The sequence below is a fragment of the Arthrobacter sp. R4 genome, assembly GCF_051365025.1.
Classification (GTDB): domain Bacteria; phylum Actinomycetota; class Actinomycetes; order Actinomycetales; family Micrococcaceae; genus Arthrobacter.
This window is the reverse complement of record NZ_JBLWIJ010000013.1, coordinates 107,980-134,156: the sequence shown is the minus strand read 5'-3', so window position 1 is coordinate 134,156 and position 26,177 is coordinate 107,980. Positions and strand designations below refer to the sequence as shown.

Genomic DNA, 26,177 nt, shown 5'->3' with positions numbered 1-26,177 from the left:
GGGCGGCCTCAGATCTCCCAGGGCGCCTTGATGGGGTAGTACTTCTCCAGGAAATCGGTCACCAGTTCCGCCCGCTCGTCGGCTGGGACTTCCGGGAAACTGCCGTCATTCAGGCAGAAGAAGTCCATATTGCGCTTGGCCAGCAGCTTGGGCAGGTAGTTCAACCCGGCCCGCATGGTGGTGTCCACGTAGCGCACCCTGGCTGCCGTCTGGGTGACCGCCCGGCCCGTGAGCAAGGCGTAGTAGTGGTAGAAGGAATTGGTCACCGAAATGTTGTCCGCGGCGCGGAACCTGCTGGCCGCCGTCTTGCGGAACTCCTCCGGGAACTCCCGCTCCATACGGGCCACCACGCTGCGACGCAGCGGGGCAGCCGTGTGCTCAAGGTGGCGAGTGGTGATCCGTCCGAAGCGGTTCCATAGCAGCTTCCGGTTTACGCGTGCGGCGTTTTCGAACCCGCTGCGTTCGGCGGCGTTCTCGCCGAGTCCGATCCGCGTTTCGGCTTCAATGAATTTGGTGATGCCGCCGGGAGTGAAGAACATGTCCGGACCGACCGGGCGGCCGAAGAACATGTCGTCATTGGAGTACAGGAAGTGCTCTGAGAGCCCGTCGATGTTGTGGAGTTGGCATTCCACGGCCTGTGAGTTGTGCGTAGGCAGGACCGAGGGATCGGAGAAGAACTCTTCGCTCCGGACAATGGTCACCGACGGGTGCTCGGCGAGCCACTCAGGCGCGGGGGAGTCGGTGGCGATGAAGATGCGGCGGATCCAAGGCGCGAACATGTAGACCGAGCGCAGGGCGTACTTGAGTTCGTTGATTTGCCGGAAGCGGGCCTCATGGTCATCGCCTTCGCCGAGAACAACGCCTTGCTGCTGGGCACGGCGTGCAGCGATGTATTCGGGGGAGCTGCCGTCCACCCAGGAGAACACCAGGTCAATGTCGAAGCTGATGTCGCTGGCGTGGTCAGCGAACATGTTCTCGATCGTCGGCCAGGTGTGCCCGTACCGTTCCACCGTTCCACGGACGGCGTCCTGGGTCAGCATGGTACGGCGTGTCAGGGAATTCTCGATGGGCAGGATCAGCTGGTCGCCCCCGAAGCTCCACAGCTCAATCTGGACCCCCGCGGAGGAACCGAACTCGAAGCCGCCATCCGGTTCGACACGGGGACGGTACAGGCGGAAGATCCGGGCCTGGCGGTTGGGGGAGAGCTCGCCGTCGGCCACCAGCACCGAGGATTTCTTTTTCGCGTCCACGGTCATGGAATAGACCGGTTCATTGCGGCAGGCCTCCACCAGGGCGGCCCGCAGCTTTTTCCTGTCCTTCCAATCCAGCGCAATGACTGGGCGGTCGCTGTTGCCACGGACCAGGAGGTAGTCCAGCCCGGCTCCGGCCAGTACATTGCGCAGGAACAGCAGGTCCTCCACCATCGCCTGGTATGGCGTCCGGTTGTGGTTGATGAGGGCATACCTGCCCTTGTGGCGGACGACGTCGGGACGGTGCTTGAGGCGCGCTTCAGCGGCAGGCGATGTCACCTCCGGATGGGCACCTGTTTCTACGGACGCCTGGCCGCCGTAGTAGATTTCATCCTGAACCGGTGTTTCTGTAATGGTTTTCTCCGCAGCTAAGTGGTAAGCGTTCTTACTTGCATAATAGCCCTGCCATTGAAACGGCAGGTTTCGGGCCGGACAAGTCCCGGCACCGGAAGCCCTATCAGTCCCGGCGCCTCAGTCCGCGAGCGCCTCGCGCCAACTGCGCAGGAAAGCTCCGCCGGCGTCGTCGTGGATGACGTCGTCCGTAAGGCCCAGGTCCGCTGCCGTCAGGACGGTGTAAGGCTTCTGGGGAACGCCGTCCGCGGGGCGGACGTCCACGTGCATGACCGCGTGATCGTTGTGGTGCAGCCAATCTGCCATGGCGTAATCGGTGCGGGAATCCCCCACCGTCCGCCAGGCCTGCGGCGTAATCCCTTGGGCTGCGAGGAGTTCCACCGCACGGCTGGCCCCCAGGTCCTTGCCCAGCCGCACCGATTCAATGTCCGTGGAGATGATGGTGGGGTCCACGCGGTAGTCCACCTCGTCGTCGGAATTCGGTGCGTGGTGGTCCAGCCGGACCACGCCCAGGCCGTGGCGGGACATCAGGCCCATGGCGTCGGCGTCAAAGAGCTTTTGTTCGGCGAGGTAATCAGCGCTGTCCACCTCGATGTGCTGCTCCACGGAGACCATGGCACGCTTGGTCTCGTCGAAGAACATATGCGCGGAATAGTCCTCGGCCACCAGCCGGCGGACGTCGTCGCCGTAGGCCCCGGGAACCGCCAGCTCATGGTCAACATGGATAGGGCCCGGGCCGGCGGCGGTGTAGCTGAACCAGACGGCGCCCTTCTCGCAAACGGCGTGGATGATGGTCCCGGAGGGTATTCCGGCGGCGATCATGGGTTCCATGACCTGCTCCCGGATGAAGGCGTCGGAGCGGCCGGTGTTGAAGATGACTGGAATTCCTGCGGCGGCCAGCGCAACGAGGTCGGCAATGATCCCGGGCTGCACGTTCCGGGTCACGGGGCTGGCTACCGGACCGTCGACGTCGAGCAGGAGGGCCAGGGGCGGCGCGGACGGCAGGCGTACGCCGGGCGTGGAGCCGGCAGGGAATTCTGTCGCAGTCATGCCTCCATTGTGTCAGGCGGGCCGGCCGGGCCCGCGACGGCCGCTGAAGTGTTCCGCATGTGACACATGGTTACTGTTTGGCTACAACCTTGGAATGGCGCGGGCAAGGCACTTCTCTTGGGCTGCCAAGGTGCCTAGGGTGGCATGGTGATATTCAAAGCTGTGGGCGAGGGACGCCCTTACCCCGACCATGGTTTCAACACGCCCAAGGAATGGGCCTCGCTCCCGCCACGCCCGGTGCGCCTCGACGAGCTGGTGACCACCAAGCGGACGCTGGACCTGGAGGCTCTCCTGGCCGAGGACTCCACGTTCTTCGGCGACCTTTTCCCCCACGTGGTGCAGTACAAGGGGACGTTGTACCTGGAGGATGGACTGCACCGCGCGGTCCGCACTGCCCTGCACCAGCGCACCGCAATCCACGCCCGCGTGCTGGTCATCGATGGCTAGGAAACCCAAGGACGCCAGCGTCCTGCACGGCCACCACGTAGTTACCGGCCCCGAGCTGCGGGCCACGTTCGAAGCGGCGGGCGAACCCGAGGACCCCGTCCGGTTGCGCCGCCGCGTAGTGCATGGGGTGGTGCTGGTCCTGCTGTTGGGGATGATCGTCGCCGCGATCATCATCGCCCTGGCCATCGTCAATGGGCAGATCAGGTTTCCGACGACGGAGGCCAGCGACGAACCGGCAACAGTCTGTCCCGCGGCTACCTTCGACTACACCCCCAACGACCAGATCAACCTCAACGTCTACAACTCCACCAGCCGGCCGGGCCTGGCCAGAACCGTCGCGGACGAATTCCTTGCCCGGAAGTTCGTCGTGGGCGCAGTGGCCAATACGGACGCCGGTTACCGCGGAGTGGCCGCAGTGGTGTCAGGGGCGGCCGGGCAGTCCGCTGCCTTCAGTGTCCAGCGCAACCTGCCGGGCTCGGACTACTTCCAGGACGGGCGGACGGACGCCAGCGTGGACGTGATCCTGGCCGGGGACTATGAGGCCCTCGCAGCGCCCGAGCTCGTAGACCAGACTCCTGGCCGGCTGAGCTGCCCGCGGGAAAGCAGGCGGATCGCGGACGACGACAAATGGCCAGTCATCCCGACGGCCGGCGCCACGCCCTGAGCGGTGCAGCGGCATTTTGTGGGGTCAGGCTCAGCTGGCCACCGCAGGAAGGGGCCTGACGCGCACCGGCCTGCCGCCGTCGTCGAACCTTGCCCCGGCGCCGAGCTGGATGAACCGCACCGTGCGGGCAATGCGCGCCTCAAGTTCCGCGGGCTCGTCACTTCCCCGTGCCGCGCTGGACGAGAGCGTTCCGTGGATCAGTTGCGCCTGCTGTGCGATGTCTGCGACCGGCAGGTAACCCTGCTCCATACCGTCACGCAGGATGCCCTGGAGCAGGACGCTGAGCTCGCCCACGTGGTCCGCCAGTTTGGCAAAGGACGACGGCGACAACACCGCAGCCATCGCCGGTCCCGGGGGGAGATGGCGGCGGCTGAGGTCCTCCACCTGTGCACGCACGTACAGTGCCAGCCGCTCCACCGGGTTGTCCAGCCTGTTTAGTGACTCCCTGAGTTCGGTAAGGAACCGTTCGGTCTCGTCCAGGGCGTAGGAGATGAGGAGTTCTTCGATGTCGGCGTAGTAGTTATAGACAGCCGTCCGGCCCACGCCGGCGTGCCGGGCAACGTCCGTCATGGTCAGGCCGGGGAGGCCGTGGGTAAACAGCAGCTCGCCGAATGCCGTGAGGACACGGCGCTGGGTCTCTGCGCGTTGCGCGGCATTGCTGGCCGCCGAAATCCTGGGCATGCAGACACTTTACCGCGATGTGTCAGTAAAACGCGCGTACGCCGTACTGACCCGCAGCTAGATCAGACCGCGCATATCAGACCGCGCAGCCGTCCGGTCCGCAGGCTTCGCCGTCGGCAGCATTGACGAGCACCAACGGGTGGGTCTCCTGCCAGGCCTGGTTCAATGCCGCGGTGAACGTTTCGGACGGCTGGGCGCCCGAGAGCCCGAACTTGCGGTCAATGACGAAGAACGGGACACCGGTGATGCCGAGGGCACGCGCTTCCTCGAAGTCGAAGCGGACATCGTCGGCGTACTTGTCGGTGGAAAACAGTTCAGCCACCTCGGTGGAGTCCAGTCCCAGGTCTTGGCCCAAGGCCATGAGGTATTCCTGGCTGCCAATGTCCTTGCCATGCTCGAAGTGGTCGCTGAGGAGCCGCTCCTTGGCCGCATCCTGTTTTCCGTGCGCAGCCGCAAGGTGGATCAGGCGGTGGGCCGTGAAGCTGTTGGCCACCACCACCTTGTCGAAGCGATAGTCCAGGCCTTCGCCTTTGGCCTGGGTGGCAACGTGTTCGAACATCTGGGAGACCTGCTGCGGGGCCAGGCCCTTGCGCGTGCTCAGGTAGTCCAGTTCCGTGCCGTCATAGTGTTCCGGAAGCGTGGGATCCAGCTGGTAGCTGCGCCACTTCACCTCCACGGCATCGCGGTGTGGGAAGTCGGCCAGGGCGGCCTCGAATCGGCGTTTGCCGATGTAACACCACGGGCACGCAACGTCTGACCAGATCTCAATCTTCATGCTTGCCACAACCCTGCCCGTCCCGCGGCCATTCCCCGCAGGCGCTGTCGGATTTATCACACCGAGGTCTTGAAATGTGCAGCCCTGCGGGGCGATAGTCGGAACAACAGGTTAAGCAGAAGCCTTTCGGAACATACCCAGTTGCCGGTGCGGGGGGACCTGGCCTGCCATCCTCGCGGAGGCCACAGCATGCGAATAGGACTTATTGCAGCACCTTGGATTCCCATTCCCCCCGTTGGCTACGGGGGCATAGAACGGGTTGTCGACTCCTTGGCCCGGGGATTCATCGCGGCGGGGCACGACGTCCTGCTGGCCGCGGCGGCAGACAGTACTTGTCCGGCGCCTTTGGTACCAGGCATGAGGCCTTCTGAGCGGGGTGGACTCGGCTCTACACTCTCCGAACTCAGCCATGTCATCCGGGCCTATGACGGCATGGACGGCGTGGACATCATCCATGACCACACCTTGGCAGGGCCGCTCGTAGGCCGTAGGCCCTCCGGGGTCCCCGTGGTGACCACCATTCACGGCCCGCTGATCCCGGCGTCGGCTGATTTGTACCGGGCCATGGCTCTGGATACGGCCATCATTGGAATCTCACGGGACCAGACCTCCCATGTCCCTGATGTACCGGTGACCCGGGTCATTCATCATGGAATGGACGTCGCTGGAGTCCCGGCCGGGTCGGGGAAAGGCGGCTACGTCTGCTTTGTCGGCAGGGTATGCCCGGACAAGGGCTTGCTTGAAGCAATCCACATCGCACGCAAGGCAGGCATCCCCCTTCGCATCGCAGCCAAGATGCATGAGCCTGACGAGATCGGGTATTTCCGTTCAGTCATCGAGCCGCTTTTGGACTCGAACGAAGAGTTCCTTGGCGAGCTCGGGGACGCTGAGAAGTATCGGCTTATGGGTGAAGCGATGGCATTCCTGAATCCCATCCAATGGTCCGAGCCCTTCGGGCTGGTGATGATCGAGTCCCTTTCGACCGGAACCCCCGTGGTGGGAACACAGATCGGATCCGCGCCTGAGATCGTGGACCACGGAAAGACCGGCTACCTGGGGCGGACCGAGGAATTGCACCGCTTCATTCCCCTCGCCGCATCGCTGGACAGGTCGCATTGCAGGGAGCGGGCGCTGCAGCTCTTTAGCACTGAAAGGATGGTGGCCAACCATCTGGACCTCTACGCAAAACTGCTCGAAGAGCCTCAGGCCGCGGGGGTTCCCGAAGGCACCCAAATGCACCAGAATCGAATACGGTCATCCATGATTCGGGCGCAGGAAACGAGCCCATTACCAACGCTGAGGCCTTGAGGGAGGAGTGCGTCCATGACTGCATGGAATGCGGACACGGAGGCAGACGTAGGTGGTGCCGACACCGTAACGGTGGTGGAGGGATCGTCCTTTTGCATTTCTTCCCATAGCGGCGATATCAGCCCCGACGGCGGAACAAACGGTGCGTTCTACCAGGACACCCGCGTGGTGTCCCGGTGGATCCTCCGCATCAACGGTGCGCTGCGGGAGCCTTTGGTGGCGCAGCGGCCCGATGCTTACGAAGCTACGTTCGTGGGCCGTGCCAAGTGGCCCGATGGCCGGTACGACAGTCCGCTCGTGGTGCGGCAGGAGCGGCACATCGGGCCCGGCCTCCAGGACGACATCACCCTTGAGAACTATTCCGCGGAACCGGTCGACTGCGACATCGAACTCCTGGTGGACGCAGACCAAGCGGATCTTTTCGACGTCAAAGGCGGACGGTCCACCAAGGACGCCACCATGACCCGGAACGTGAAGGGCAGTGAGCTGGTGATCGAGGCGGTCCGCAACGGACAGCGCCGCGGCACAGCGATCCGCGCCGCCGGGGCTGAGATCTCAGACGGCATGCTGCGGTTCCGGGCCACCATTCCCGCGCGCGGCAAGTGGTCCACGAGCGTCATCGTGGTACCGCTGATCAACGGTGTGGCTCCCAGCGAGCCCTTCACTGAAGGCGGCTTGCCCCGCCACCGCACGGGTGTCCAGCGGCACCTGGCGTGGGAGGAGAACGTACCGCGCATCGACGTGGCGGATGGCAACGTTGAGGAAACCCTGCGCCGCAGCCAAAGCGATCTGGGGTCGTTGCGCATTTTCGACGCCGAACACCCGGAACGTGCAGCAGTAGCGGCAGGTGCGCCGTGGTTCATGGCCCTGTTCGGGCGGGATTCGCTGCTGTCTTCATATATGTCCCTTCTGGTGGACCCCACTCTCGCGGCCGGAACCCTGCAGACCCTGGCAACCATCCAGGGAACCAAAGTGGATACCGATTCGGAGGAGCAGCCGGGCCGCATTCCGCACGAAGTGAGGTTGGGCGTCACTGCCGGCCTGTCACTGGGTGGAACCGCCTACTACGGCACCGCGGATGCCACACCTCTCTTTGTCAGCCTGCTGGGGGAGCTGAGCCGCTGGGGACTGTCGGATGACATCATCGATTCGCTGATTCCCCACGCCGACCGCGCACTCGAATGGATTGAACAGTACGGGGACCTCGACGGCGACGGCTTTGTGGAGTACTTGAGACCCAACACCCATGGCCTCGTCAACCAGGGCTGGAAGGACTCCTGGGACGGGATCAACTTCGCCGACGGACAAATGGCGGAGCCTCCGATTGCCTTGTGCGAGGTCCAGGCCTACGTCTATTCCGCGTATGTTGCCCGGTCCCTGCTGGCGCGTTCTGACGGGGACAGCGCCCTGGAGCAGCACTGGGCAGAGCGTGCAGCCGCTTTGAAGGAAGCGTTCAACGAGAAGTTCTGGCTGCCGGACAGGGGATATTTCGCCGTTGCGCTGGACAAGGACAAGAACCCGGTCGACGCCTGCACGTCGAACATGGGCCACTGCTTATGGGTGGGCATAGTGGATGAGGATAAAGCGCCATCGGTGGTGGACCATCTGATGTCGCCCCAAATGTTTACGGGTTGGGGGATTCGGACACTGGCTACCGACATGGGTGCCTACAACCCGGTGAGCTATCACAACGGCTCAGTCTGGCCCCATGACACGGCCCTCGTGGCCACTGGCCTGATGCGGTACGGCTTCGTTGACGAAGCCAAACGGATCGCCAGCGGGATCCTGGACGCGGCAGAACATTTCGACGGGCAACTGCCCGAACTGTTCTGCGGCTTCGACCGGTCCGAGTTCCACGGCCCGGTGCCGTATCCCACAGCCTGCTCCCCGCAGGCCTGGGCGGCGGCCACACCCATCCAACTGGCCCGGATACTGCTGCGCTTCGACCCGGACTTCACGCGCAACGTGGTCCATCTGGCACCGATCCTCCCGGAGGACATCGGAAACTTCCGGGCCGGGAACGTCCTGCTGGGACATTCCCGGGTGACCATCAGCGCGCACGGACGCGAGGGCAGCATAGAAGGCCTTCCAACAGGGCTGAAGCTGCTCAAGGAACCCCGTCCACCCCTCGATGATCGACTGGGCGGCCGGCCAGGGGACTAGGGGACGGCGCGTTCCAGCACAAAGTCGTGTTCCACCGTGGTCCCCAGCCGGAATGACTTGGAGCCGACCTTCCGGAAGCCCGACTTCTCGTAGAAACGGATTGCGCGTGCGTTCTGGCTGTTGACGCCAAGCCATACCCCTGCCCCGCCTGCCGCCGCAGCAGCCTGAAGGCTGGCATGCATCAGTTCCGCCGCGGCGCCGAGTCCGTGGTGCTCCGGATGGACGTAGCACTTGCTCAACTCCACCGACGGTGCCAGCGTCAAGGCTGCCACCACATCCGGATCCTGGGCCTGTCCGTTCACCAGCAGGCTGTAGCCGCGGAGGGACCCGTCGTCGTCGATCACCAGCACGGTGACGTCAGGGTCGGTGAGGTACGCCTGGAAGTGGCTTTCGCTCAGTGTGTTGGCCACGTGTGTGGCAATGTCCTCCGGGGACGACGACGGCGGGCACGCCAGCGGGAAGGTGACGGCCGCCAGCGCGGCGAGCCTGCCGGCGTCGTCCACTGTTGCTTTTCGAATGGTGGGGCTCATGCAGGGATTCTATTTGCCTACTGCTTGAAGGCCGCATCGAAGGAGGTGCTCGACGCCGGGAAGTCGAATTTCTTCAGCGCGGCGAGGGCTTCGGGGGCGCCGTGGAGGCGGTCCATGCCGGCGTCTTCCCATTCGACGGAGATCGGGCCGTCGTAGCCGATCGCGGTGAGGGCGCGGAAGGACGATTCCCAGGGGACGTCGCCGCGGCCGGCAGAGACGAAGTCCCAGCCCCGGCGCGGGTCGCCCCAGGCCAGGTGGGAGCCCATGACGGTGTTACGGCCCGTGGGGCGGAGCTTAGTGTCCTTGCAGTCCACGTGGTAGATCCGGTCCTTGAAGTCCCAGATGAACGAGACGGGGTCGATGCCCTGCCACATCATGTGGGAGGGGTCCCAGTTCAGGCCGAACGCGGGCCGGTGGCCGATCGCTTCGAGGGTGCGGACGGTGGTCCAGTAGTCGTAAGCGATTTCGGAAGGGTGGACTTCGTGCGCGAAACGGACGCCGCATTCGTCAAAGACGTCCAGGATGGGGTTCCAACGGTCCGCGAAGTCCTGGTAGCCGGCGTCGATGACCTTTTCCGGGACGGGCGGGAACATGGCCACGTACTGCCAGATGGATGAGCCGGTAAAGCCGACGACGGTGTCCACGCCCAGTGCCTTCGCGAGCCGGGCGGTGTGTTTCATTTCCTCGGCGGCGCGTTGGCGGACACCTTCGGGGTCGCCGTCGCCCCAGACCTTGGATCCCACGATGGCTTCGTGACGGAAGTCGATGGGGTCATCGCAGACGGCCTGGCCCTTGAGGTGGTTGGAGATGGCCCAGACCTTGAGGTTGTACTTTTCCAGGACGGCGAGTTTGGACTCGACGTAGCCGGGTTCGTCCCAGCGCCAGGCATCCAGGTGGTCCCCGGACACGGCGATCTCCAGGCCGTCGTAGCCCCAGCCGGAAGCCAGCTTGGCGACTTCCTCGAAGGGGAGGTCGGCCCACTGGCCGGTGAACAGGGTGTAGGGGCGGGGCATGTCAGGCTCCTTCAGGGACGGCGACGGGGGTGCTGGTGTCGAGGTAAATCGTGGTGCTTTTTGCGGCGGCGGATTCCTCGATGGCGTTCAGGATCCGCTGGACCTCCAAGCCGTCCTCGAACGACGGCGTGGGTGGGGTCCCGCCGTCCACCGCGAGGAGGAAGTCGCGGATCTCGTGCGTGAACGTGTGCTCCCAGCCGATGATGTGGCCCTGCGGCCACCACGCGTCCAGGTACGGGTGTTCGGGTTCGCTGACCAGGATCCGGCGGTAGCCCTGTTCCCGGGCGGGCGCGGTGGCGTCCAGGAAGCGGAGTTCGTTCAGGTTTTCCAGGTCGAAGAGGATGGAGCCCTGATCGCCGTAGATTTCCAGTTGCAGGGAGTTCTTCCGGCCGGTGGCCACCCGGGAGGCTTCCACTGAGGCGATCGCGCCGGAGGCGAGGGACAGGGTGGCCCAGGCGGCATCGTCGACCGTCACGTCCTCCAGTCCTGCCGCGCCGGGGCGGCGGGTGGTGAAGGTGTGGGTGCGGCCGGAGACCTCGGTGACCTTGTCCCCGAGGAGGAACAGGACCTGGTCGATCGCGTGTGAGGCGATGTCGCCCAGTGCCCCGGACCCGGCGGTTTCCTTGGTCAGGCGCCAGGTCATGGGCGCTGTTTCGTCCGCGAGCCAGTCCTGCAGATAGGCTGCGCGGACGTGCCGGACGGCCCCGACGCGGCCTTCGGCGATGAGTTCCCGGGCCAGGGCCAGGGCCGGGACACGGCGGTAGTTGAACCCCACCATCGACTGCACGCCCTTCGCCCTTGCCGCCTGGGCGGCCTGGGTCATGGCTTCGGCCTCGGCCAGGGTGTTGGCCAGCGGCTTTTCCAGGAGCACATGCTTGCCCGCTGCGAGGGCGGCGGTAGCGATTTCGGCGTGCATCCACCCCGGCGCGCAGATATCCACGATGTGGATGTCGTCGCGGTCCAGGACGGTTCGCCAGTCCGTGGCAGTCTCCGCCCAGCCGTACTTTGCGGCGGCTTCGCGGACGCCGGCGGCGTCCCGGCCCACCAGGAGCTTCTGCTCAAAGGCCGGCACATCGAAGAAGCTGGCCACATTCCGCCACGCATTTGAGTGGGCCTTGCCCATAAAGGCATAGCCAATCATGGCAACCCCGAGCGGGCGCTGGTTGTTCGTTGCTGGGGTCATGATCATGCGTCCTGGAGAGTGGCGGTTTCGGGGGCCCAGTCCTCGGGGAGGGCCGGGGAAGCGGGCGCGGAACTGGCGACGTCCACGAACGTGCCGGTTTCCATGGATTCGGAGATCGAGACCATGCTGTCCAGGACGTGGTAGGCCAGGTTTCCCGTGGCGCGGTGCGGCACGCCGGCCCGGATGGACCTGGCCATGTCCAGGACGCCCATGCCGCGGCCGTTGGCAGGCCCGGTGGCCGGAATGGTGGTCCAATCCTCGTCGCCGGCCCGCCAGAGCTTGAGGTCGCCGTCGAAATTGTTGGGGTCCGGCAGGCTCAGGGTGGCCTCGGTTCCGGTGATCTCCACGAAGCCCATCCGGGCGCGCGGCGATTCGAACGAGAAGACGCTGTGGGATGAGGCGCCTGACTCGAACTGGGCCATCGCGGACACGTGCGTAGGTACCTCGACGGTAAATTCCTCACCGGCCTTGGGTCCGGAGCCGATGACGCGGACGTCCTTGGCCTTGGACCCGACGGCGGCCACCTTCCGGATGGAGCCGAAGGTCTGGACCAGGGCGGTGAGGTAGTAGGGGCCCATGTCGAAGAGCGGGCCGGCGCCGTGCTGGAAGAGGAACGCCGGATTGGGGTGCCACGACTCCGGGCCAGGGGTCTGGAACGTGGTCATGGCGGTAAGCGGGACGCCGATGTCGCCCCGTTCGATGATCCGGCGGGCCGTCTGCAGGCCAGCGCCCAGGAACGTGTCCGGCGCGCAGCCCAGACGAATGCCGGCGGCGTCGGCGGTCTTAAGCAGGCCCAGCCCGGATTCGCGGTCCAGGGAGAAGGGCTTCTCGGTCCAGACGTGCTTGCCGGCGTTGACAGCCGCCGTGGCCACCTCCACGTGGGCCGCGGGGATGGTCAGGTTCACGATAATCTCGACGTCGGGATGGTTCAGGGCCGCGTCCACGCCGCCCCACTGGGCGATGCCGTATTCCTTGGCGCGGGCTTCGGCGGCCTCCTCGAAGAGGTCGGCGATGACGTGGACCTTGAGGTCCGGGAAGATCGTGAGGTTGTCCAGGTAGGCCTTGGAGATGTTGCCCGCGCCGATGACGGCAACGCCCACCGGACCCCGGCCCGTGGCTTCTGCGTCCGTGCCTGCTGCGCCGCTCATGCCTTGGCGCCTTCGGCGCTGTTGGATTCTGCTGCCTTAAGGTACGCGAGGCTTTCGGCGATACCTTCGAAGATGTCCCCGGAGTAGTCGTCGAACTCCACCACGCCGACTTCGAGGGACTTGGCGGCCGCGACGACGTCGAGGACAGCCACCTTGCCCTTTCCCGCAGGCAACTGGGCTTTGGTGTCGGTGTTCAGCGGGCCGTCCTTGATGTGGATGAGCTTTACCCGGTCACCGAGTTTGGTGAGGATGTCCACGGGGTCCTGTCCGCCAACGGCCACCCAGTAGGTGTCCACCTCGAGGACAACCTCGGGGTCCAGAAGATCTGCGAAGTACTCCAGGGCAGTGCGTCCCTCGATGGTGGACTCCAATTCCCAGGCATGATTGTGGTAGCCCACCCGGATCCCGTATTCGGCGCCCTTCTTGGCGGCGGCGTTGAGCCCGGCGGCCGTGGCCTGGATGTCCTCCGTGGATTGCCAGCGGTCGGCCGCGATGAACGGGTCGATCACGGTGGTGATGCCCAGTTCCCTGGCGGCGGCGAAGATCTGGTCCTGGTCCTGGCTGAGCAGCGGTGCGTGTCCGGACGGTGCGGTCAGGCCGTTTTCCGTCAGCGCAGCCCCGAGTTCCTTGGCGGTGGCAACAAAGTTGTAGGGTTCCACCTGGGTGAAGCCGATCTCCGCTACCTTGCGGATAGTGCCGGGCAGATCATCCTGCATCGCATTGCGCAGGGTGTAGAGCTGGATCGAATAGTTCATGGGTTCTCCTGACCTCAAGACGCTTTCCCCTAAAGCTAGAACTACTTTTGACGAGGGTCAAGCAAAAGTTGGATGTTAGGTGTCAATCTTTTCTCAGCGTGACACGCAGAAGAGGGTGTGTTATTCATGAACCATGAGTCTCATGCCCGGAACTGCGCCCGCCAGCCCTGATGGCGGCGGCAATCTGGCGCGCGCTGGTGACCTCTTTCAGCTCTTGCGGGACGGCAAGGCACGGACCCGGGCCGAGCTTGCCCTGACAACGGGCCTTGCCCGTTCCACCGTGGCTGCACGCATCGACGCCCTGATCGCGTCCGGCCTGGTGGGGGCAGCGGGGGAGGCGAACTCCAGTGGCGGCAGGCCGCCGTCGCGCTTTGCCTTCAACCCCGCAGCACGCGCCGTCCTGGCCGTCGACGTCGGGGCCACCCACGTGATTGTTGCCGTCACGGACCTCAGCGGACGAATCCTGGCGGAGCGGCGCCTCGCGCAGGACGTTGCCGAAGGGCCCGAAACCGTGCTCGGCAGGGTAGTACAGGAAGGACTGGCCCTGCTGCAGCAGGCCGGCCGGGACGTGGGCGATGTTGCCGGCGTGGGCATCGGACTCCCGGGTCCGGTGGAACATGCCACCGGAAGGCCCGTCAAGCCGCCCATCATGCCTGGCTGGGACGGGTTCGACGTCGTCCGTTACGTTCAGCGGTCGCTGCCCGTGCCGGTACTGGTGGACAACGACGTCAACATCATGGCCTTGGGCGAGCGGGCGGCGCACTGGCCCGATCACGAAAATTTTCTGTTCATCAAGGTAGCCACCGGCATCGGCTCCGGGATCATCAGCAGCGGCGAGCTGCAGCGTGGCGCGAACGGCACAGCGGGCGACCTGGGCCACGTCCGCGTCCCGCGCGGCGACGACGTTCTCTGCCGGTGCGGGAACTACGGTTGCCTGGAAGCGCTCGCCTCCGGGCCGGCCATCGCGGGGGAACTCACGCGCCAAGGAGTGCCTGCATCGAAAGGCAGCGACGTCCTGCGGCTCGTGGCCGGCGGAAATGTGCAGGCCGTCCAGGCCCTCCGCCAGGCCGGACGGGACGTGGGCGACGTGCTGGCCACCGTGGTGAACCTGCTCAACCCCTCCGTCATTGTGATCGGCGGCAGCCTGGGCCAGGCGGGCGAACACCTGATGGCAGGCGTCCGTGAAGTGGTGTACAGGCGGTCCCTGCCGCTGGCGACCTCGCACCTGCGGATCGCGCTCACGGTGGCCGGAGACCAGGCCGCCATCCTCGGTGCCAGCCAGCTGGTCACGCAGTTTGTGCTGTCCCCTGCAGCAATCGAAGCGACACTCCAGGCAACTGGCTAGCGAATTACTACGGGGTGAGCACCCGCACTGGTGAGCCGGCAAGCCACGCCCTTACGTCCTCGAAGGCGCCGCCATAGAACTGCCGGTAGCTTTCCGCTGTCACGTAGCCCAGGTGCGGGGAGAGCACCGTGTTGGGGGCCGACAGGAGGGGGTGGCCCGCGGGCAGGGGTTCTTCGTCGAAGACATCCAGGGCGGCGCCGCGGATCCAGCCCCCGGCCAGCGCGCGTACCAGCGCGTCCTGGTCCACTAGTGGCCCCCGGGCGGTGTTCACCAGGATGCCTTCAGGGCCGAGGAGCCGCAGTTCGGGTTCACCCACTATTCCCTCGGAACGGGGAGACAGCCGCAGGTGAAGCGTGGCGACGTCGGAATTTCGGAACAGGTCCTCCTTGCTGACGAGCTGGACACCAGCCTCGGAGGCACTTTCGGCGGTGAGGTTTTGGCTCCAGGCGAGCACTTCCATCTCAAAAGCCTGGCCATAGGTGGCGATCCTGCGGCCAATCTTGCCCAGCCCCACGATGCCGAGCGTCTTGCCGGCCAGCTCGAACCCCACAGTGGTTTGCCACGTGCCGGCGCGCAGCGAGTTTTCTTCGGCGGGGATGTGCCGGGCGGCCGCCAGCAGCAGGGCCCAGGTCATTTCCGGTGCAGCGGCGGGGGAGCCGGCGGTCCCGCACACGGTGATGCCCAATTCCGCCGCGGCACCGACGTCGATGGACGCGTTCGCCATGCCCGTGGTGACCAGTAGCTTGAGCGCGGGCAGCCTTTCAAGGACCGAACGGGGAAAGGGCGTCCGCTCCCGCATGGCGATGACGATCCCGACGTCCGCGAGGGCCGCCACCAGGGCATCTTCACTGGTGAAGGGTTCCCGAAAGACGGTGACGGACACCCCGTCCTGCTCAAGGGCAGCCCAGTCGGCGAAGCCGTGGGCAACACCCTGGTAGTCGTCGAGGATGGCAAGCCGGTGCTGCATGTCTGTTTCCTTCGTCACGTAGTCAGAGCTTGGTGCTCGAGGGCATGGGCTTATCGTAGCTTTGGCGCTTCCCGCCGCGGACGTCCGGGGGCCGCGCGGCGTGATAGCAATGGAAGTGATGAAATCATTTTTAATGCCAGTAGCTGCCCAGTGAACGGCCGGCTCCTGGCCCGTGTTCCGAACGGCTGGATCCTGCTTGCCTGCATCGGCCTCCTGGCGCTCAATCTGCGGGGTCCGTTTGTGGCGGTCGCCCCGGTTGTGGACGTCATGCAGGCAGAGCTGGGCTTTTCACCGGTGGTGCTGGGGCTCCTGACCAGCATCCCCGTACTCTGCTTCTCCCTGTTCGCGCCGGTGGCATCGCTGGCTGCGCGCAGGTTCGGGGCTGAGTTCGCTGTGACGCTCACCATCCTCGGCGTGCTTGCCGGCGTGGTGGTCCGCTCTGCAGGCGGCCCTGCCCTTGTTGTTGCCGGCACTGTGCTGATCGGTCTTGCCATCACGGTGGGAAATATTGCGGTTCCGCTGATTATCAGGCGGGACTTTTCGCCGCTGCGGCAAGGGACGGCAATGGGCGTGTACACGGCGGCGCTGAACATTGGCTCGTTCCTGACCTCCGTGGTCACGGCGCCGCTGGCCGAGCTGGCCGGGTGGCGGGCGGCGCTCGCTGCGGTAGGTATCCTGGCAGTGGCGGCGATCGCCTTCTGGACTGCCGCCGTCGGCGCCCGCAGCGCCTTTGTCCCCACAGGTGTTGAAGCGCCGGGCGGTCAGGCGCGGCCCGCCGTCAAGGGCTCCGGCTGGATCACCGCAGGACTGACCGCCGGGTTCGCGGGGCAGGCCTTCTCGTATTACGCCGTGACCGCCTGGCTCCCGAGCTACCTCAGCGATGAACTCGGCATGTCAGCCTCCGCGGCCGGCGCCGGATCGTCCATCTTCCAGATCCTCGCCATTGTGGGCGCCCTGGGCATACCGTTCGCGGCAAAATACTCCAGCACGACGACGGCGGCCCTCACCTTGGGCGTTCTGTGGACGGCCGTGCCGGCCGGGCTGCTGCTCGCGCCGGGGCTGTGGTGGCTCTGGTCCGTGTGCGGCGGGATTGCCCAAGGCGGCGGTATCACGCTGATTTTTATCGCCATCATCAAGCTGGCCCGCGATCAGGCGTCCGCGGGCCGGATGTCTGCCATCGTCCAGGGCGTGGGCTACTGCTTCGCGGCGGTGGCTCCGCCGCTCGTGGGGTTCGTGCACGACGCCGCGGATTCGTGGACCCCGGCACTGCTGGTGGTCCTGGCGTCCGTGCTGACGTTCTTCCTCTGCACCACCCTCGCCGTGCGGCTGGTGCCCAAGGGCCGCTGACGGGTCCCGCCGTCGTCGTTCTTCCCCTGCCCGGACTTTCGAAACGCTCTCAGATCCTGCAACAAATGCAGCAACGCTCTCTCACTTTCTTGAAAAAAGTGAGAGAGCGTCCGGGGGCACACGGTGTGGGCTGGCCGTGCGCGCTTACATATGGGGTGTTCCGTCGCCGGGCCGGCCCCCGGATCTCGGGGTGCCTGTTGCGAAGGGCATGCCAGCCCGGCGAACGGAAATCGGTCAGGCCGCGGCCAGCTCCTCAACCGTGGCCTTTTCACGGGCCTCCGTCAGGTACCTCGCGTAGGCGGGGAGCGTCAGGAAGGTCGGGAAGTCCTGGGCCAGGGTGACTTCTTCGAAGATGTCGCGGGCGTCTTCGAAGCGGTCGCCATCGAAACGCTCCAGGCGTGCGAACTCTTCGTCGAGGAGTTCCTCGATCCAGCGGTGGGTGATGATTTCGCCGTGATCGGTGATGGCGGACGCGTACATCCACTGCCACAGCTGGGAGCGGGAGATCTCGGCGGTGGCGGCGTCTTCCATCAGGTTGTGGATGGCGACGGCACCGTTCCCGCGCAGCCAGGATTCGATGTACCGGATCCCCACTTCGATGTTGTTCCGGATGCCCTGCTCGGTGATGGTGCCCTCAGTGGCGGCTACGTTGATCAGGGCGCGGTCATCGGGGATCACGTCCTCGCGGAGCTTCCCGAGCTGGTTGGGGCGCTCGCCGAGGATGCTGTCGAACACTTCGCGGCACACCGGCACCAGGTCCGGGTGGGCTACCCAGGAGCCGTCGAAGCCGTCGTTGGCCTCGCGGGTCTTGTCGGCCCGGACCTTTTCGAAGGCGTTGGTGTTGGCGGCTTCGTCCTTGCGGTTGGGAACGGCTGCCGCCATCCCGCCGATGGCCATGGCGCCGCGCTTGTGGCAGGCGCGGACCAGCTGTTCGGTGTAGGCGCGCATAAAGGGCTGGGTCATGGTCACCTGGGCGCGGTCCGGGAGGACGAACCGGGGTCCGCGGGTGCGGAAGTTCTTGATCAGGGAGAAGATGTAGTCCCACCGGCCTGCGTTCAGGCCGGCGGCGTGGTCCCGGAGTTCGTAGAGGATTTCCTCCATTTCGAAGGCTGCGGTGATGGTTTCGATCAGCACGGTGGCCCGGATGGTGCCCTGCGGGATGCCGAGGAGGTCCTGGGCGAGGATGAAGATGTCGTTCCAGAGCCGGGCTTCGAGGTGGTTCTCGATCTTGGGCAGGTAGAAGTATGGGCCTTTGCCCTGGGCCAGCAGGCGGCGGGCGTTGTGGAAGAAGAACAGGCCGAAGTCAACGATCCCGCCGGCCACCGGGGTGCCGTCGATGAGCATGTGCTTCTCCGGCAGGTGCCAGCCGCGGGGGCGGACCACGATGGTGGGCAGTTCCCCGGCCGGGCGCAGCTTGTATTCCTTGCCCTCTTCGGTGGTGAAGTCGATCCGGCGTTCCAGCGCATCGGTGAGGTTCAGCTGGCCTTTGATCACGTTCCGCCACGTGGGGGTGGAGGAGTCCTCCATGTCCGCGAGCCAGACCTTAGCGCCGGAGTTCAGGGCGTTGATGGTCATTTTCTTGTCCACGGGCCCGGTAATCTCCACGCGGCGGTCTTCCAGGCCAGGCGCCGGGGGAGCGACCCGCCACGACGGGTCATTGCGGATGTCCTCGGTCTCCCGCAGGAACCGCGGGTCCTGGCCGCCGGCGATGTCAGCCCGCCGGGTCCGGCGTGCCTGCAGAAGTTCCTGGCGCCGCGCCGCCGTCGCCCGGTGCAACTTGGCCACAAACTCCAGGGCGTCAGGAGTCAGAACCTCGTTCTGCCGGCAAATAGGCTGCGCGGTCAACGTAATGCCGTTGATGGTGAAGTTGTCAGTGAAGCTGTTCATGGGAGTGACTCCTTAAAAGTCCGCCGTTGCCCTATCACTTGTGGTCCCCAAAAGCGGCGAATGAGGACTCTAAGTGATAGGGCAACGAGGAAGGGGGGGGGAAGAATTTAGTGGAACTGGCCCTCTTCGGTCGATCCGACCAGTGCGAGGGTGGATGCGTTCGGGTTGAGCGCGGTAGCGATGTCGTCGAAGTAGCCGGTGCCGACTTCGCGCTGGTGCTTGGTCGCGGTGTAGCCGCGGGATTCGGAGGCGAATTCCTTCTCCTGGAGCTCGACGTAGGCGCTCATGCCTTCACGGGCGTAGCCGTGGGCGAGGTCGAACATCGAGTAGTTCAGGGCGTGGAAGCCGGCCAGGGTGATGAACTGGAAGGTGAAGCCCATGGCGCCGAGTTCACGCTGGAACTTCGCGATGGTGGCGTCGTCCAGGTGCTTGCGCCAGTTGAACGACGGCGAGCAGTTGTACGAGAGCATCTGGTCCGGGAAATCGGCCTTGACCGCTTCGGCGAACTTGCGGGCCAGCTCAAGGTCCGGGGTGCCCGTTTCCATCCAGATGAGGTCGGAGTAGGGGGCGTAGGCCTTGGCGCGGGCGATGCAGGGTTCGATGCCGTTGCGGACCTTGTAGAAGCCTTCCGGGGTGCGTTCGCCGGTGACGAATTCTTGGTCGCGGGGGTCGACGTCGGAGGTGATCAGGGTTGCTGCCTCGGCGTCGGTGCGGGCGATGACCACCGACGGGGTGCCGGCGACGTCGGCGGCCAGGCGGGCGGCATTCAGGGTGCGGACGTGCTGCTGGGTGGGGATAAGGACCTTGCCGCCGAGGTGGCCGCACTTCTTCTCGGAGGCGAGCTGGTCCTCCCAGTGAACGCCTGACGCGCCGGCCTGGATCATGGATTTCATGAGCTCGTAGGCGTTCAGCGGGCCACCGAAGCCGGCCTCGGCGTCGGCCACGATCGGAACCATCCAGTCCTCGACGGTCTGGATGCCCTCGGAGAATTCGATCTGGTCTGCCCGGAGGAGCGCGTTGTTGATGCGGCGCACCACCGTGGGGACCGAGTTGGCCGGGTAGAGCGACTGGTCCGGGTAGGTGTGGCCGGAGTTGTTGGCGTCCGCGGCAACCTGCCAGCCTGAAAGGTAGATGGCGCGCAGGCCGGCCTTGACCTGCTGCACGGCCTGGTTGCCGGTCAGGGCGCCCAGGGCGTTGGTGTAGCCGCCGGTCTTGTGCTCTTCGGTGAGCTGCTTCCACAGCTTTTCCGAACCGCGGCGGGCCAGTGTGTGTTCCTCGGAGACGCGGCCGCGGAGGCGGACGACGTCGGAAGCTGAGTAGTCACGGGTCACACCTTCCCAGCGGGGGTTGGCGGCCCACTCAAGCTCCAGGGCGGCGGCCTGCTGTTCGGGCGTCTGCTGGGTGGGCTCAAATGCTGCAGTCATCGTTGTCTCCTTGATTGAGCTCCGGGGTGGTGATCCGCCGGCCAGGGCTGCGTCCTTGCAGTCCCGGCCGGCTATCCCGGTGCGGTGTTTCTTTCCGTGATCACTACTTTTCAGCACTTCCCAACACTTCTCTAGGGGAAAATCATGGAAAGAAATGCACTTCTTCGCGTATCCTCAAGAAATGCCCCCTTCAAGCTGGAACCGCAAAGCCGCTGCACCGCCGTCGTCCACTGCCGCACCGGAACTGGACGTCATCAGCCTCGGCCGCCGCGTCCGCCACCTGCGCAAGGCGGCCGGCATGACGCTCGATGACCTGAGTGCCGCCGTCGGTACCGCCCCAAGCCAGCTGAGCCTGATTGAGAACGGCAAGCGGGAGCCCAAGCTGGGGCTGCTACAGCAGCTCGCAGCGGCGCTGAATGTGGGCATCGATCAACTGTTGGGAGCCGAGCCGCCCAACCGCAGGGCAGCCTTGGAAATCGAGCTGGAACGGTACCAGCGCAGCCCCATCTACGAGTCACTGAACCTGCCCAAAATCCGCATCAGCTCGCGGCTTCCGATGGACGTGCTCGAGTCGATGGTGGGCTTGCAGCACGAGCTGGAGCGCAAGCTCAATGAGCAGATCGCCACGCCGGAGGAGGCCCGGCGCGCCAACGGTGAGCTGCGTGCCATGATGCGTGAGCGGAACAACTACTTTCCCGAGTATGAGGCCGAAGCCCAGAAGGTGCTGGCGAGCGTCGGGCACACCACCGGTCCGCTGTCCCAGCACGTGATCGCGGACATTGCCGCGCACCTTGGATTCAGCCTCCATCATGTGGGTGACCTGCCGCATTCAACCCGATCCGTCACTGATCTCAAGAACCACAGAATTTATCTCACGCAGAACCAGCGCACGGACCACGATCCCCGCTCGGTGTTGCTGCAGGCTCTGGGCCACTACGTCCTGGGCCACCAAACGCCCAAAAACTATGGTGATTTCCTGATGCAGCGCGTGGCCACCAACTATTTCGCCGCGGCACTCATGCTGCCGGAGAAGGCCACCGTGGAGTTCCTGCAGCAAGCCAAACAGGCGAAGGAAATCGCCGTGGAGGACATCCGCGACGCCTTCGCAGTCTCCTACGAAACAGCCGCGCACCGCTTCACCAACCTCGCCACGGAGCACCTGGACATCCGCACGCACTTCCAGAAAACGCACCAGAGCGGGATCATCTACAAGGCCTACGAGAACGACGGCGTGACGTTCCCGCAGGACCACACCGGCGCCATTGAGGGCCAGCCGTCGTGCAAACAATGGACGTCCCGGGTGGTGTTCGACGTCGCCGACAAGTTCCGTGCCTACAACCAGTACACGGACACTCCCGCAGGGACGTACTGGTGCACCGCGCGGACCGAGCGCTCCGCAAACGGTGAGTTTTCGCTCTCCGTCGGCGTGCCGTATGCGCACGTGAAGTGGTTCCGCGGACGGGACACCACCGAACGGTCAAAGTCCACGTGCCCGGACGAAAGCTGTTGCAAACGCCCGCCGGCGGAACTGGCCTCGGAGTGGGCGGGCAACGCCTGGCCGTCCGCACGGGCCCATTCGCACCTGCTGGCGGCCATGCCGCCCGGGGCGTTTCCCGGCGTCGACGAGACCGAGGTGTACAGCTTCCTCCAGGCACACTCCGGTACCTGACCAGGACGTTCTCTCACTTTCTTGGCGAACGTGAACTGCTCCTGTTTGGGCGGTGGAGGATTCATGGGCAAGGAATGCGCCGACGCGTTCGGCAACGAGCTATCGGACCGGTCCCATCCCGCGAGCACCAGAATCGGGCCAATTGCTTGCAGCCTAGGTCCAAACGAGCCATCTATTCAGGCGCGAGCTGCTGTCCCTGTTGATCAGCGACTGTAAGGCCGGCAAGGATCGTTGTTGGCAGTCCTAAGGCAGTCAGCGAGGCACGGATTTGGTAACGGCCGGGCACCAGCCCATCAAGTTCGGGGTTGTTTAGCAGGGCAGGGAGGACGAGTTGCTGGCCCGGGGCTAAGGGGGGCAGTTGAGCTGCCTTGCCGTGGGCGTACCAGCCGCTTCCGATTCTGTTTCCTTTGTAGTCGAGGACGATTCCCTGGACATGGCTGTGGTCTTCTTCGCTCGGATTCCACGTGCTTGCGGCGTCGTTGATTAGGACGACGGCAATTTCCGGTGGTGATCCCTTTGTCATCATGAAGTTTGGTTGTGACCATTCCAGGCGCAACCCTTGCCTGCGGAGTTCCTGCACTGGAATGGGGAGATAGCTCGCGGGACCAGCAAATTGCCATCCGTTCTTGTCGTGATGCAACTGCACGAGAACCCATCGACCGGGGCTTGCTTGGTCGGGTGCGCCAAGCACAAGCACTTCTAGTGCCCAGGAAGGGTAGGAAGTCTGCAGGCGTCTCCAGCCAATAAGAGGGAAATCATCCGATGCCCGGGGCGGGAGCACGTTCTCCTCCGAGAACCAGCGCGAGACGATCTCATCCCAGCCCATTCCAACTTCGTGGAGGGTGGAGCGCTCAACCTCCCATGGTCCGAGCTGGGTTAGCTGCAATTCTGAAATCTTGTTCCCCATGGCTCTCATTCTGCCCCAGCCCACGTAGCTGCAGCTTCGGATCTACGAGTCCAACTTTCGGGGACCAGTTCAATGCGAGGAGCGTTCGGGTCAGCCGTGGAGTTCCCGGTACGCATCAGCAGCTGCCGGGTGCAGCGGCAGGCCGGCAGTGTTGATCAGCGACTCCGGACTCAGGAACTGGACCCCCAGGCTGGAGCGCGGGATGAGTTCTTCGGCGTTCCCCACCAGCAGTTCAACGGTCCTCCTGACGGTCCGGTCATCGAGGTCGTTGCGGCAGAGGAGCAAGTTCGCCACGCCAATGGTCCACACCGCCGGAATCCCGTCGTAGCTCCCGCCAGGGATCAGCACGCGGTCGTAGTACGGGCCGTACCGGGTCCGTATGGACGGCAGCAATGACGACAGGTCCAGGAGTTCCAGGGCGGCCTCCCGGTTGCTTCCAGCGATGGCTGCCGTAGGCACGCCACCGGACCAGAACAGCGCATCCACTGCTCCGGCCTGCAGCGCCGCGAGGCCATCGTTGAGCCCGAGGTTCTGCACGGTGACTAAGTTTTCGACGGCGGACGTTGGGCCCGTGCCGACCGTTGCGGTGGCCAGTCCCGCCGCTTCAATGAGACGGGGTGTGGTCAGCGATGTCCCCGAACCGGGCTCGCCGACGGCAACCGTCCTGCCGGCCAGGGCGGCGAGATCGTGGATGCCGCTGTCCTTGCGCACCACGCAGTGGACGTAATTTTCATAGACCCGACCGAGCGCCCTGATTCCGGCGGCCGACTTGCCATCTGCTCCAAACTGCTCGGCCGCGGCATCCGCCAGCGCGATCGCGAACGTGGCCTGCCCCGCCAGCAGTTTCCCCAGGTTGTCCAGGCTGCCGCCGGTTATCAGAGCCGAAGCTGTATCCGCCACCCCATGCTGCTGGAGGGACGCAGCCAGCAGCGTGGCGAACTCGAGGTAGAAGCCCCCCGGCTCACCCCCAGCGACCGTGACACTGCCCGGACGGTCTTGGCGCGTACAGCCGCTGAGGGCCGGGCCCAACAACCCAGCCAAGCCGGCAGCCAGTCCTGCTTTGAGGGCAGTGCGCCTCCGCGGCAGGCCGCAGTGGCCAGTGGCGGCGTAAGCCAGATCTGTCACGACGGGCCATCCTCACTCGGCCCGGCCACGGCACGCGGAAATTCAAGGCGCGCGATCAGGCCGTGCGGGGAAGCCCCGGCCAGCAGCAGCCGGCCACCGTTGGCACGCGCCAGCCTGTCCACAATGGTCATGCCCAAACCGTTGCCACGGATATTGCGGTGCTTTGGGGAGCGCCAGAAGCGGCTTGTGGCAGCAGCCCGGTCTTCGGCGGAAAGCCCGGGACCGTCGTCGGAAATTTCGACGGCGACTGCGTCCGGGAGGCTGCGGACGGCCACCGTAATGCGGGCACCGGCCGCGTACTTGATGGCGTTGTTGATCAGCTCGCCTACCATCTGGGCCAGTTCTGCGGCGTTGCAGGCTATGTGCACCGCGGGCTTGGGCGGACCGTCCAGCAGGATCGAGGCCCCGCTTTGCCGTGCCGCCGGGCCAGCACGTTCGGTTTCTTCCTGCAGGACCGCGTAAGGGTCCACAACGGCCGGGAGCACGTGCGAGGAGGCTCTTGGCGGGACTCCGGCCGAGTCTTCTGATGCCCGGTGTTCCGCTGCAGCGAGGCGCAGTACGCCGTCGAGGATGTCCTCCACACGCTCAAGCTCGGCGAGGACCCCGTCCGACGCCTTCTTTTCCCGGGCGGTCTGCAGTTCAAGCTGTAGCAAGTCGATCCTCAACCGCAGTGCACCCACCGGGTTTCGTAGCTGGTGGGACGTGTCGGCAATCAGTTGGCGCTGGGAGTCGATGCTCTCGCTGACCGTCCGCGCCATTCTGGTGAAGGAACGGCTCAATTCCCGCAGTTCCGGCGGTCCGGCCTCAGGTAGATTTCCGGTCCGGCCTGTTGCCTCAAGCTCCGTCACGGCCGCATTCAGGCGGTGCACAGGGCGCAGCACCCAGCCGGTTACGCGGGCGGCGCCGAGGAGGAGCACCGCAGCGAGGGCGGCTGCGGCCACTCCGACGAGGAGCCACCGCTCGCGCAGTTTCAGCCGCGCGGCATCCAGGTTGACCTTTAGTACGGCCTCGCCCAGAACCTGGCTGGCACTGCCGAACGAACGGGAGATCACCTCGGAGCCTGTTCCAAAGGGCTGAAGCGGCGACAGGGCGGTGTCGTTGAGGTTGAGGCTGGCCCGGGCCAGTGCATCGCGGACATCTGGGCTCTCCTCGCTCAGTCCGCCCGAGCGCAGGGTGCCTGCCTGGAGGCGGATCAGGACCCCCTCTCCGTACAGTTCCGAGTACCTGTCCATCTCGGTCTGCAGCTGTGTGGGGTCCCCTCCCTCGGTCGCGGCGTCGAAGGCCACCTGCGCGAGGCGGTTCAGGGCGGCTGCCCGGTTGATCTGTACTTCCTGGGTCAGCTCCCGGCTGGCCGACGTCAGGATCGCCGTTGAGGCGAAAATGACGATGAGGACGGACAGGATACTCAGGACTCCGAGGACGCGCAGCCTCACGCCGGATCCGCCTCGACCCGGTAGCCCACGCCCCGGACGTTGATGATGAAGCCGGGCAGTTGGAGCTTGGCGCGCAAGCCTGTCAGGTGCACGTCGAGGGATCGTGAGGAGGCAAGGAATGCGTCGCCCCATAGAGCATCCAGGATCTGCTCCCGGGTGACCACTGAACCGGCGTGGCCCGCCAGGAGCGCAAGCAGGTCGAATTCGGTGGCGGTCAGGGGCAGGACCCTGGGACCGATCGCCGCCACACGACGTTCGAGGTCCACCTCGAGTCCGCCCAGCACGATGGTCCGCTGCCTGCTGTCCCTCGCGCGGCCCGCCCGCCGGGTGACCGCTTCGATGCGGGCAAGGAGCTCAACGAGTTTCACCGGCTTGACAAGGTAGTCATCCGCTCCGGACCGCAGGCCAAGTACCACACTGCGTTCGTCGTCGCGGGCTGTCAAAATCAGGATCGGGACGGGTGTTACCTGGCGAAGCTTGCGCAGGACGTCGAGTCCGTCCATGTCCGGCAGGCCCAAATCGAGCAAGATGACTCCAAAGCGCCGGTGCTCCAGGAGCGCGTCAGCTCCGCGGGCAACCCGGGAGGCCGTGTGTCCGGCGGAAACCACGGCTGCGTCGAGCGCGGACGCCATGGCGTCGTCGTCCTCGACGATGAGCACATCCATTGCCTGATCCTGTTCCGTTTGAGCGGCCGTTTCTTCCCCAGTCCGCCTTTGGAGATTACCCCGTTCGCCGATATTCCGCCCTGCGCTGGG

23 protein-coding genes are annotated in these 26,177 nt (G+C 65.2%); 7 read left to right on the top strand and 16 right to left on the bottom strand.

Features of this window, described 5'->3' with window-relative positions; all coding sequences use genetic code 11:
* Window positions 1-8: 8 nt before the first annotated feature.
* The gene (locus ACLKOZ_RS09085) at window positions 9-1,424 is read right to left on the bottom strand and encodes a stealth family protein (RefSeq protein WP_376044730.1); all 1,416 of its coding nucleotides are present in this window, start codon (window positions 1,422-1,424) and stop codon (window positions 9-11) included.
* Window positions 1,425-1,721: 297 nt separating this feature from the next.
* Window positions 1,722-2,651, bottom strand: a complete 930-nt coding sequence (locus ACLKOZ_RS09080) for a hypothetical protein (RefSeq protein WP_436474494.1) — start codon at window positions 2,649-2,651, stop codon at window positions 1,722-1,724.
* A 147-nt stretch (window positions 2,652-2,798) separates the two neighbouring features.
* Between ACLKOZ_RS09080 and ACLKOZ_RS09075 the strand changes: the two genes are divergently transcribed.
* Complete coding sequence (locus ACLKOZ_RS09075) at window positions 2,799-3,098, top strand: type II toxin-antitoxin system VapB family antitoxin (protein ID WP_337347119.1); 300 nt, start codon at window positions 2,799-2,801, stop codon at window positions 3,096-3,098.
* Entirely contained in the window at window positions 3,091-3,762 is a 672-nt protein-coding gene (locus ACLKOZ_RS09070) for a LytR C-terminal domain-containing protein (RefSeq protein WP_436474492.1), read from the top strand. The genes ACLKOZ_RS09075 and ACLKOZ_RS09070 overlap by 8 nt, the downstream gene beginning before the upstream one ends.
* 30 nt (window positions 3,763-3,792) lie before the next feature.
* Here ACLKOZ_RS09070 and ACLKOZ_RS09065 read toward each other — a convergent pair whose 3' ends face one another.
* Together ACLKOZ_RS09065 and ACLKOZ_RS09060 are read right to left on the bottom strand one after the other, a co-directional pair.
* Window positions 3,793-4,443, bottom strand: a complete 651-nt coding sequence (locus ACLKOZ_RS09065) for a TetR/AcrR family transcriptional regulator (RefSeq protein ID WP_337351862.1) — start codon at window positions 4,441-4,443, stop codon at window positions 3,793-3,795.
* A gap of 76 nt (window positions 4,444-4,519) precedes the next feature.
* Entirely contained in the window at window positions 4,520-5,218 is a 699-nt protein-coding gene (locus tag ACLKOZ_RS09060; protein WP_436474490.1) for a DsbA family oxidoreductase, read from the bottom strand.
* A 189-nt stretch (window positions 5,219-5,407) separates the two neighbouring features.
* Here ACLKOZ_RS09060 and ACLKOZ_RS09055 point away from each other — a divergent pair, with 189 nt between their 5' ends.
* Together ACLKOZ_RS09055 and ACLKOZ_RS09050 are read left to right on the top strand one after the other, a co-directional pair.
* A complete protein-coding gene (locus tag ACLKOZ_RS09055) occupies window positions 5,408-6,526 on the top strand; it encodes a glycosyltransferase family 4 protein (RefSeq protein ID WP_436474488.1) in 1,119 nt (372 codons plus the stop codon).
* 15 nt (window positions 6,527-6,541) lie between these two features.
* On the top strand, window positions 6,542-8,689 hold the full coding sequence (locus tag ACLKOZ_RS09050) for an amylo-alpha-1,6-glucosidase (protein ID WP_436474486.1): 2,148 nt from the start codon (window positions 6,542-6,544) through the stop codon (window positions 8,687-8,689).
* Here ACLKOZ_RS09050 and ACLKOZ_RS09045 read toward each other — a convergent pair.
* From ACLKOZ_RS09045 to ACLKOZ_RS09025, 5 genes are read right to left on the bottom strand one after another with little or no spacing between them, the layout of a single operon-like run.
* Window positions 8,686-9,219: an N-acetyltransferase family protein gene (locus tag ACLKOZ_RS09045; RefSeq protein ID WP_436474484.1), complete on the bottom strand. Its 534-nt coding sequence runs from the start codon at window positions 9,217-9,219 to the stop codon at window positions 8,686-8,688. The genes ACLKOZ_RS09050 and ACLKOZ_RS09045 overlap by 4 nt on opposite strands.
* A 17-nt stretch (window positions 9,220-9,236) precedes the next feature.
* On the bottom strand, window positions 9,237-10,232 hold the full coding sequence (locus ACLKOZ_RS09040) for a sugar phosphate isomerase/epimerase family protein (protein WP_436474482.1): 996 nt from the start codon (window positions 10,230-10,232) through the stop codon (window positions 9,237-9,239).
* A 1-nt stretch (window position 10,233) separates the two neighbouring features.
* Entirely contained in the window at window positions 10,234-11,421 is a 1,188-nt protein-coding gene (locus ACLKOZ_RS09035; RefSeq protein WP_436474480.1) for a Gfo/Idh/MocA family protein, read from the bottom strand.
* Window positions 11,418-12,563 (bottom strand): Gfo/Idh/MocA family protein, encoded by a 1,146-nt coding sequence (locus ACLKOZ_RS09030; RefSeq protein ID WP_376044630.1) that lies wholly within the window; start codon window positions 12,561-12,563, stop codon window positions 11,418-11,420. The genes ACLKOZ_RS09035 and ACLKOZ_RS09030 overlap by 4 nt, the downstream gene beginning before the upstream one ends.
* Entirely contained in the window at window positions 12,560-13,318 is a 759-nt protein-coding gene (locus tag ACLKOZ_RS09025; protein ID WP_436474478.1) for a sugar phosphate isomerase/epimerase family protein, read from the bottom strand. The genes ACLKOZ_RS09030 and ACLKOZ_RS09025 overlap by 4 nt, the downstream gene beginning before the upstream one ends.
* Window positions 13,319-13,451: 133 nt before the next feature.
* Here ACLKOZ_RS09025 and ACLKOZ_RS09020 point away from each other — a divergent pair, with 133 nt between their 5' ends.
* Window positions 13,452-14,663 (top strand): ROK family transcriptional regulator, encoded by a 1,212-nt coding sequence (locus tag ACLKOZ_RS09020; protein ID WP_436474476.1) that lies wholly within the window; start codon window positions 13,452-13,454, stop codon window positions 14,661-14,663.
* A gap of 7 nt (window positions 14,664-14,670) precedes the next feature.
* Here the strand turns inward: ACLKOZ_RS09020 and ACLKOZ_RS09015 are convergent, their stop codons facing one another.
* On the bottom strand, window positions 14,671-15,630 hold the full coding sequence (locus ACLKOZ_RS09015; RefSeq protein WP_436474474.1) for a D-2-hydroxyacid dehydrogenase family protein: 960 nt from the start codon (window positions 15,628-15,630) through the stop codon (window positions 14,671-14,673).
* Window positions 15,631-15,780: 150 nt separating this feature from the next.
* Here ACLKOZ_RS09015 and ACLKOZ_RS09010 point away from each other — a divergent pair, with 150 nt between their 5' ends.
* Window positions 15,781-16,977, top strand: coding sequence for an MFS transporter (locus ACLKOZ_RS09010; protein ID WP_436474472.1), 1,197 nt, complete (start codon window positions 15,781-15,783; stop codon window positions 16,975-16,977).
* Between the two features lie 234 nt (window positions 16,978-17,211).
* Here ACLKOZ_RS09010 and aceB read toward each other — a convergent pair whose 3' ends face one another.
* Window positions 17,212-18,864, bottom strand: a complete 1,653-nt coding sequence (gene aceB / locus ACLKOZ_RS09005; RefSeq protein ID WP_436474470.1) for a malate synthase A — start codon at window positions 18,862-18,864, stop codon at window positions 17,212-17,214.
* A gap of 107 nt (window positions 18,865-18,971) precedes the next feature.
* Window positions 18,972-20,288 carry an isocitrate lyase gene (gene aceA / locus ACLKOZ_RS09000; RefSeq protein ID WP_337347999.1) on the bottom strand — a complete coding sequence of 439 codons (1,317 nt, stop codon included), beginning with the start codon at window positions 20,286-20,288 and terminating at the stop codon, window positions 18,972-18,974.
* Window positions 20,289-20,442: 154 nt separating this feature from the next.
* On the opposite strand from aceA, the gene ACLKOZ_RS08995 reads away from it, so the two are divergent.
* Window positions 20,443-21,957: a helix-turn-helix domain-containing protein gene (locus ACLKOZ_RS08995; RefSeq protein WP_337348000.1), complete on the top strand. Its 1,515-nt coding sequence runs from the start codon at window positions 20,443-20,445 to the stop codon at window positions 21,955-21,957.
* Between the two features lie 172 nt (window positions 21,958-22,129).
* Here ACLKOZ_RS08995 and ACLKOZ_RS08990 read toward each other — a convergent pair whose 3' ends face one another.
* From ACLKOZ_RS08990 to ACLKOZ_RS08975, 4 genes are all read right to left on the bottom strand, one after another.
* Window positions 22,130-22,864: a hypothetical protein gene (locus tag ACLKOZ_RS08990; protein WP_436474467.1), complete on the bottom strand. Its 735-nt coding sequence runs from the start codon at window positions 22,862-22,864 to the stop codon at window positions 22,130-22,132.
* Between the two features lie 90 nt (window positions 22,865-22,954).
* Window positions 22,955-23,989 carry a TAXI family TRAP transporter solute-binding subunit gene (locus ACLKOZ_RS08985; RefSeq protein WP_436474465.1) on the bottom strand — a complete coding sequence of 345 codons (1,035 nt, stop codon included), beginning with the start codon at window positions 23,987-23,989 and terminating at the stop codon, window positions 22,955-22,957.
* Window positions 23,986-25,422, bottom strand: a complete 1,437-nt coding sequence (locus ACLKOZ_RS08980) for a sensor histidine kinase (RefSeq protein ID WP_436474463.1) — start codon at window positions 25,420-25,422, stop codon at window positions 23,986-23,988. The genes ACLKOZ_RS08985 and ACLKOZ_RS08980 overlap by 4 nt, the downstream gene beginning before the upstream one ends.
* Window positions 25,419-26,087 (bottom strand): response regulator transcription factor, encoded by a 669-nt coding sequence (locus ACLKOZ_RS08975; RefSeq protein WP_337348004.1) that lies wholly within the window; start codon window positions 26,085-26,087, stop codon window positions 25,419-25,421. The genes ACLKOZ_RS08980 and ACLKOZ_RS08975 overlap by 4 nt, the downstream gene beginning before the upstream one ends.
* Window positions 26,088-26,177 lie beyond the last annotated feature (90 nt).

Coding starts and splice junctions, on each gene's coding strand:
- ACLKOZ_RS09025 (WP_436474478.1), bottom strand. CDS start 13,318: ATGAACTATTCGATCCAGCTCTACACCCTGCGCAATGCGATGCAGGAT.
- ACLKOZ_RS08990 (WP_436474467.1), bottom strand. CDS start 22,864: ATGGGGAACAAGATTTCAGAATTGCAGCTAACCCAGCTCGGACCATGG.
- ACLKOZ_RS09070 (WP_436474492.1), top strand. CDS start 3,091: ATGGCTAGGAAACCCAAGGACGCCAGCGTCCTGCACGGCCACCACGTA.
- ACLKOZ_RS09015 (WP_436474474.1), bottom strand. CDS start 15,630: ATGCAGCACCGGCTTGCCATCCTCGACGACTACCAGGGTGTTGCCCAC.
- ACLKOZ_RS09085 (WP_376044730.1), bottom strand. CDS start 1,424: ATGGTGGAGGACCTGCTGTTCCTGCGCAATGTACTGGCCGGAGCCGGG.
- ACLKOZ_RS08975 (WP_337348004.1), bottom strand. CDS start 26,087: ATGGATGTGCTCATCGTCGAGGACGACGACGCCATGGCGTCCGCGCTC.
- ACLKOZ_RS09020 (WP_436474476.1), top strand. CDS start 13,452: ATGAGTCTCATGCCCGGAACTGCGCCCGCCAGCCCTGATGGCGGCGGC.
- ACLKOZ_RS09040 (WP_436474482.1), bottom strand. CDS start 10,232: ATGCCCCGCCCCTACACCCTGTTCACCGGCCAGTGGGCCGACCTCCCC.
- aceB (WP_436474470.1), bottom strand. CDS start 18,864: ATGAACAGCTTCACTGACAACTTCACCATCAACGGCATTACGTTGACC.
- ACLKOZ_RS09060 (WP_436474490.1), bottom strand. CDS start 5,218: ATGAAGATTGAGATCTGGTCAGACGTTGCGTGCCCGTGGTGTTACATC.
- ACLKOZ_RS09080 (WP_436474494.1), bottom strand. CDS start 2,651: ATGACTGCGACAGAATTCCCTGCCGGCTCCACGCCCGGCGTACGCCTG.
- ACLKOZ_RS08995 (WP_337348000.1), top strand. CDS start 20,443: ATGCACTTCTTCGCGTATCCTCAAGAAATGCCCCCTTCAAGCTGGAAC.
- ACLKOZ_RS09045 (WP_436474484.1), bottom strand. CDS start 9,219: ATGAGCCCCACCATTCGAAAAGCAACAGTGGACGACGCCGGCAGGCTC.
- ACLKOZ_RS09035 (WP_436474480.1), bottom strand. CDS start 11,421: ATGATCATGACCCCAGCAACGAACAACCAGCGCCCGCTCGGGGTTGCC.
- ACLKOZ_RS09050 (WP_436474486.1), top strand. CDS start 6,542: ATGACTGCATGGAATGCGGACACGGAGGCAGACGTAGGTGGTGCCGAC.
- aceA (WP_337347999.1), bottom strand. CDS start 20,288: ATGACTGCAGCATTTGAGCCCACCCAGCAGACGCCCGAACAGCAGGCC.
- ACLKOZ_RS09055 (WP_436474488.1), top strand. CDS start 5,408: ATGCGAATAGGACTTATTGCAGCACCTTGGATTCCCATTCCCCCCGTT.
- ACLKOZ_RS09030 (WP_376044630.1), bottom strand. CDS start 12,563: ATGAGCGGCGCAGCAGGCACGGACGCAGAAGCCACGGGCCGGGGTCCG.
- ACLKOZ_RS09065 (WP_337351862.1), bottom strand. CDS start 4,443: ATGCCCAGGATTTCGGCGGCCAGCAATGCCGCGCAACGCGCAGAGACC.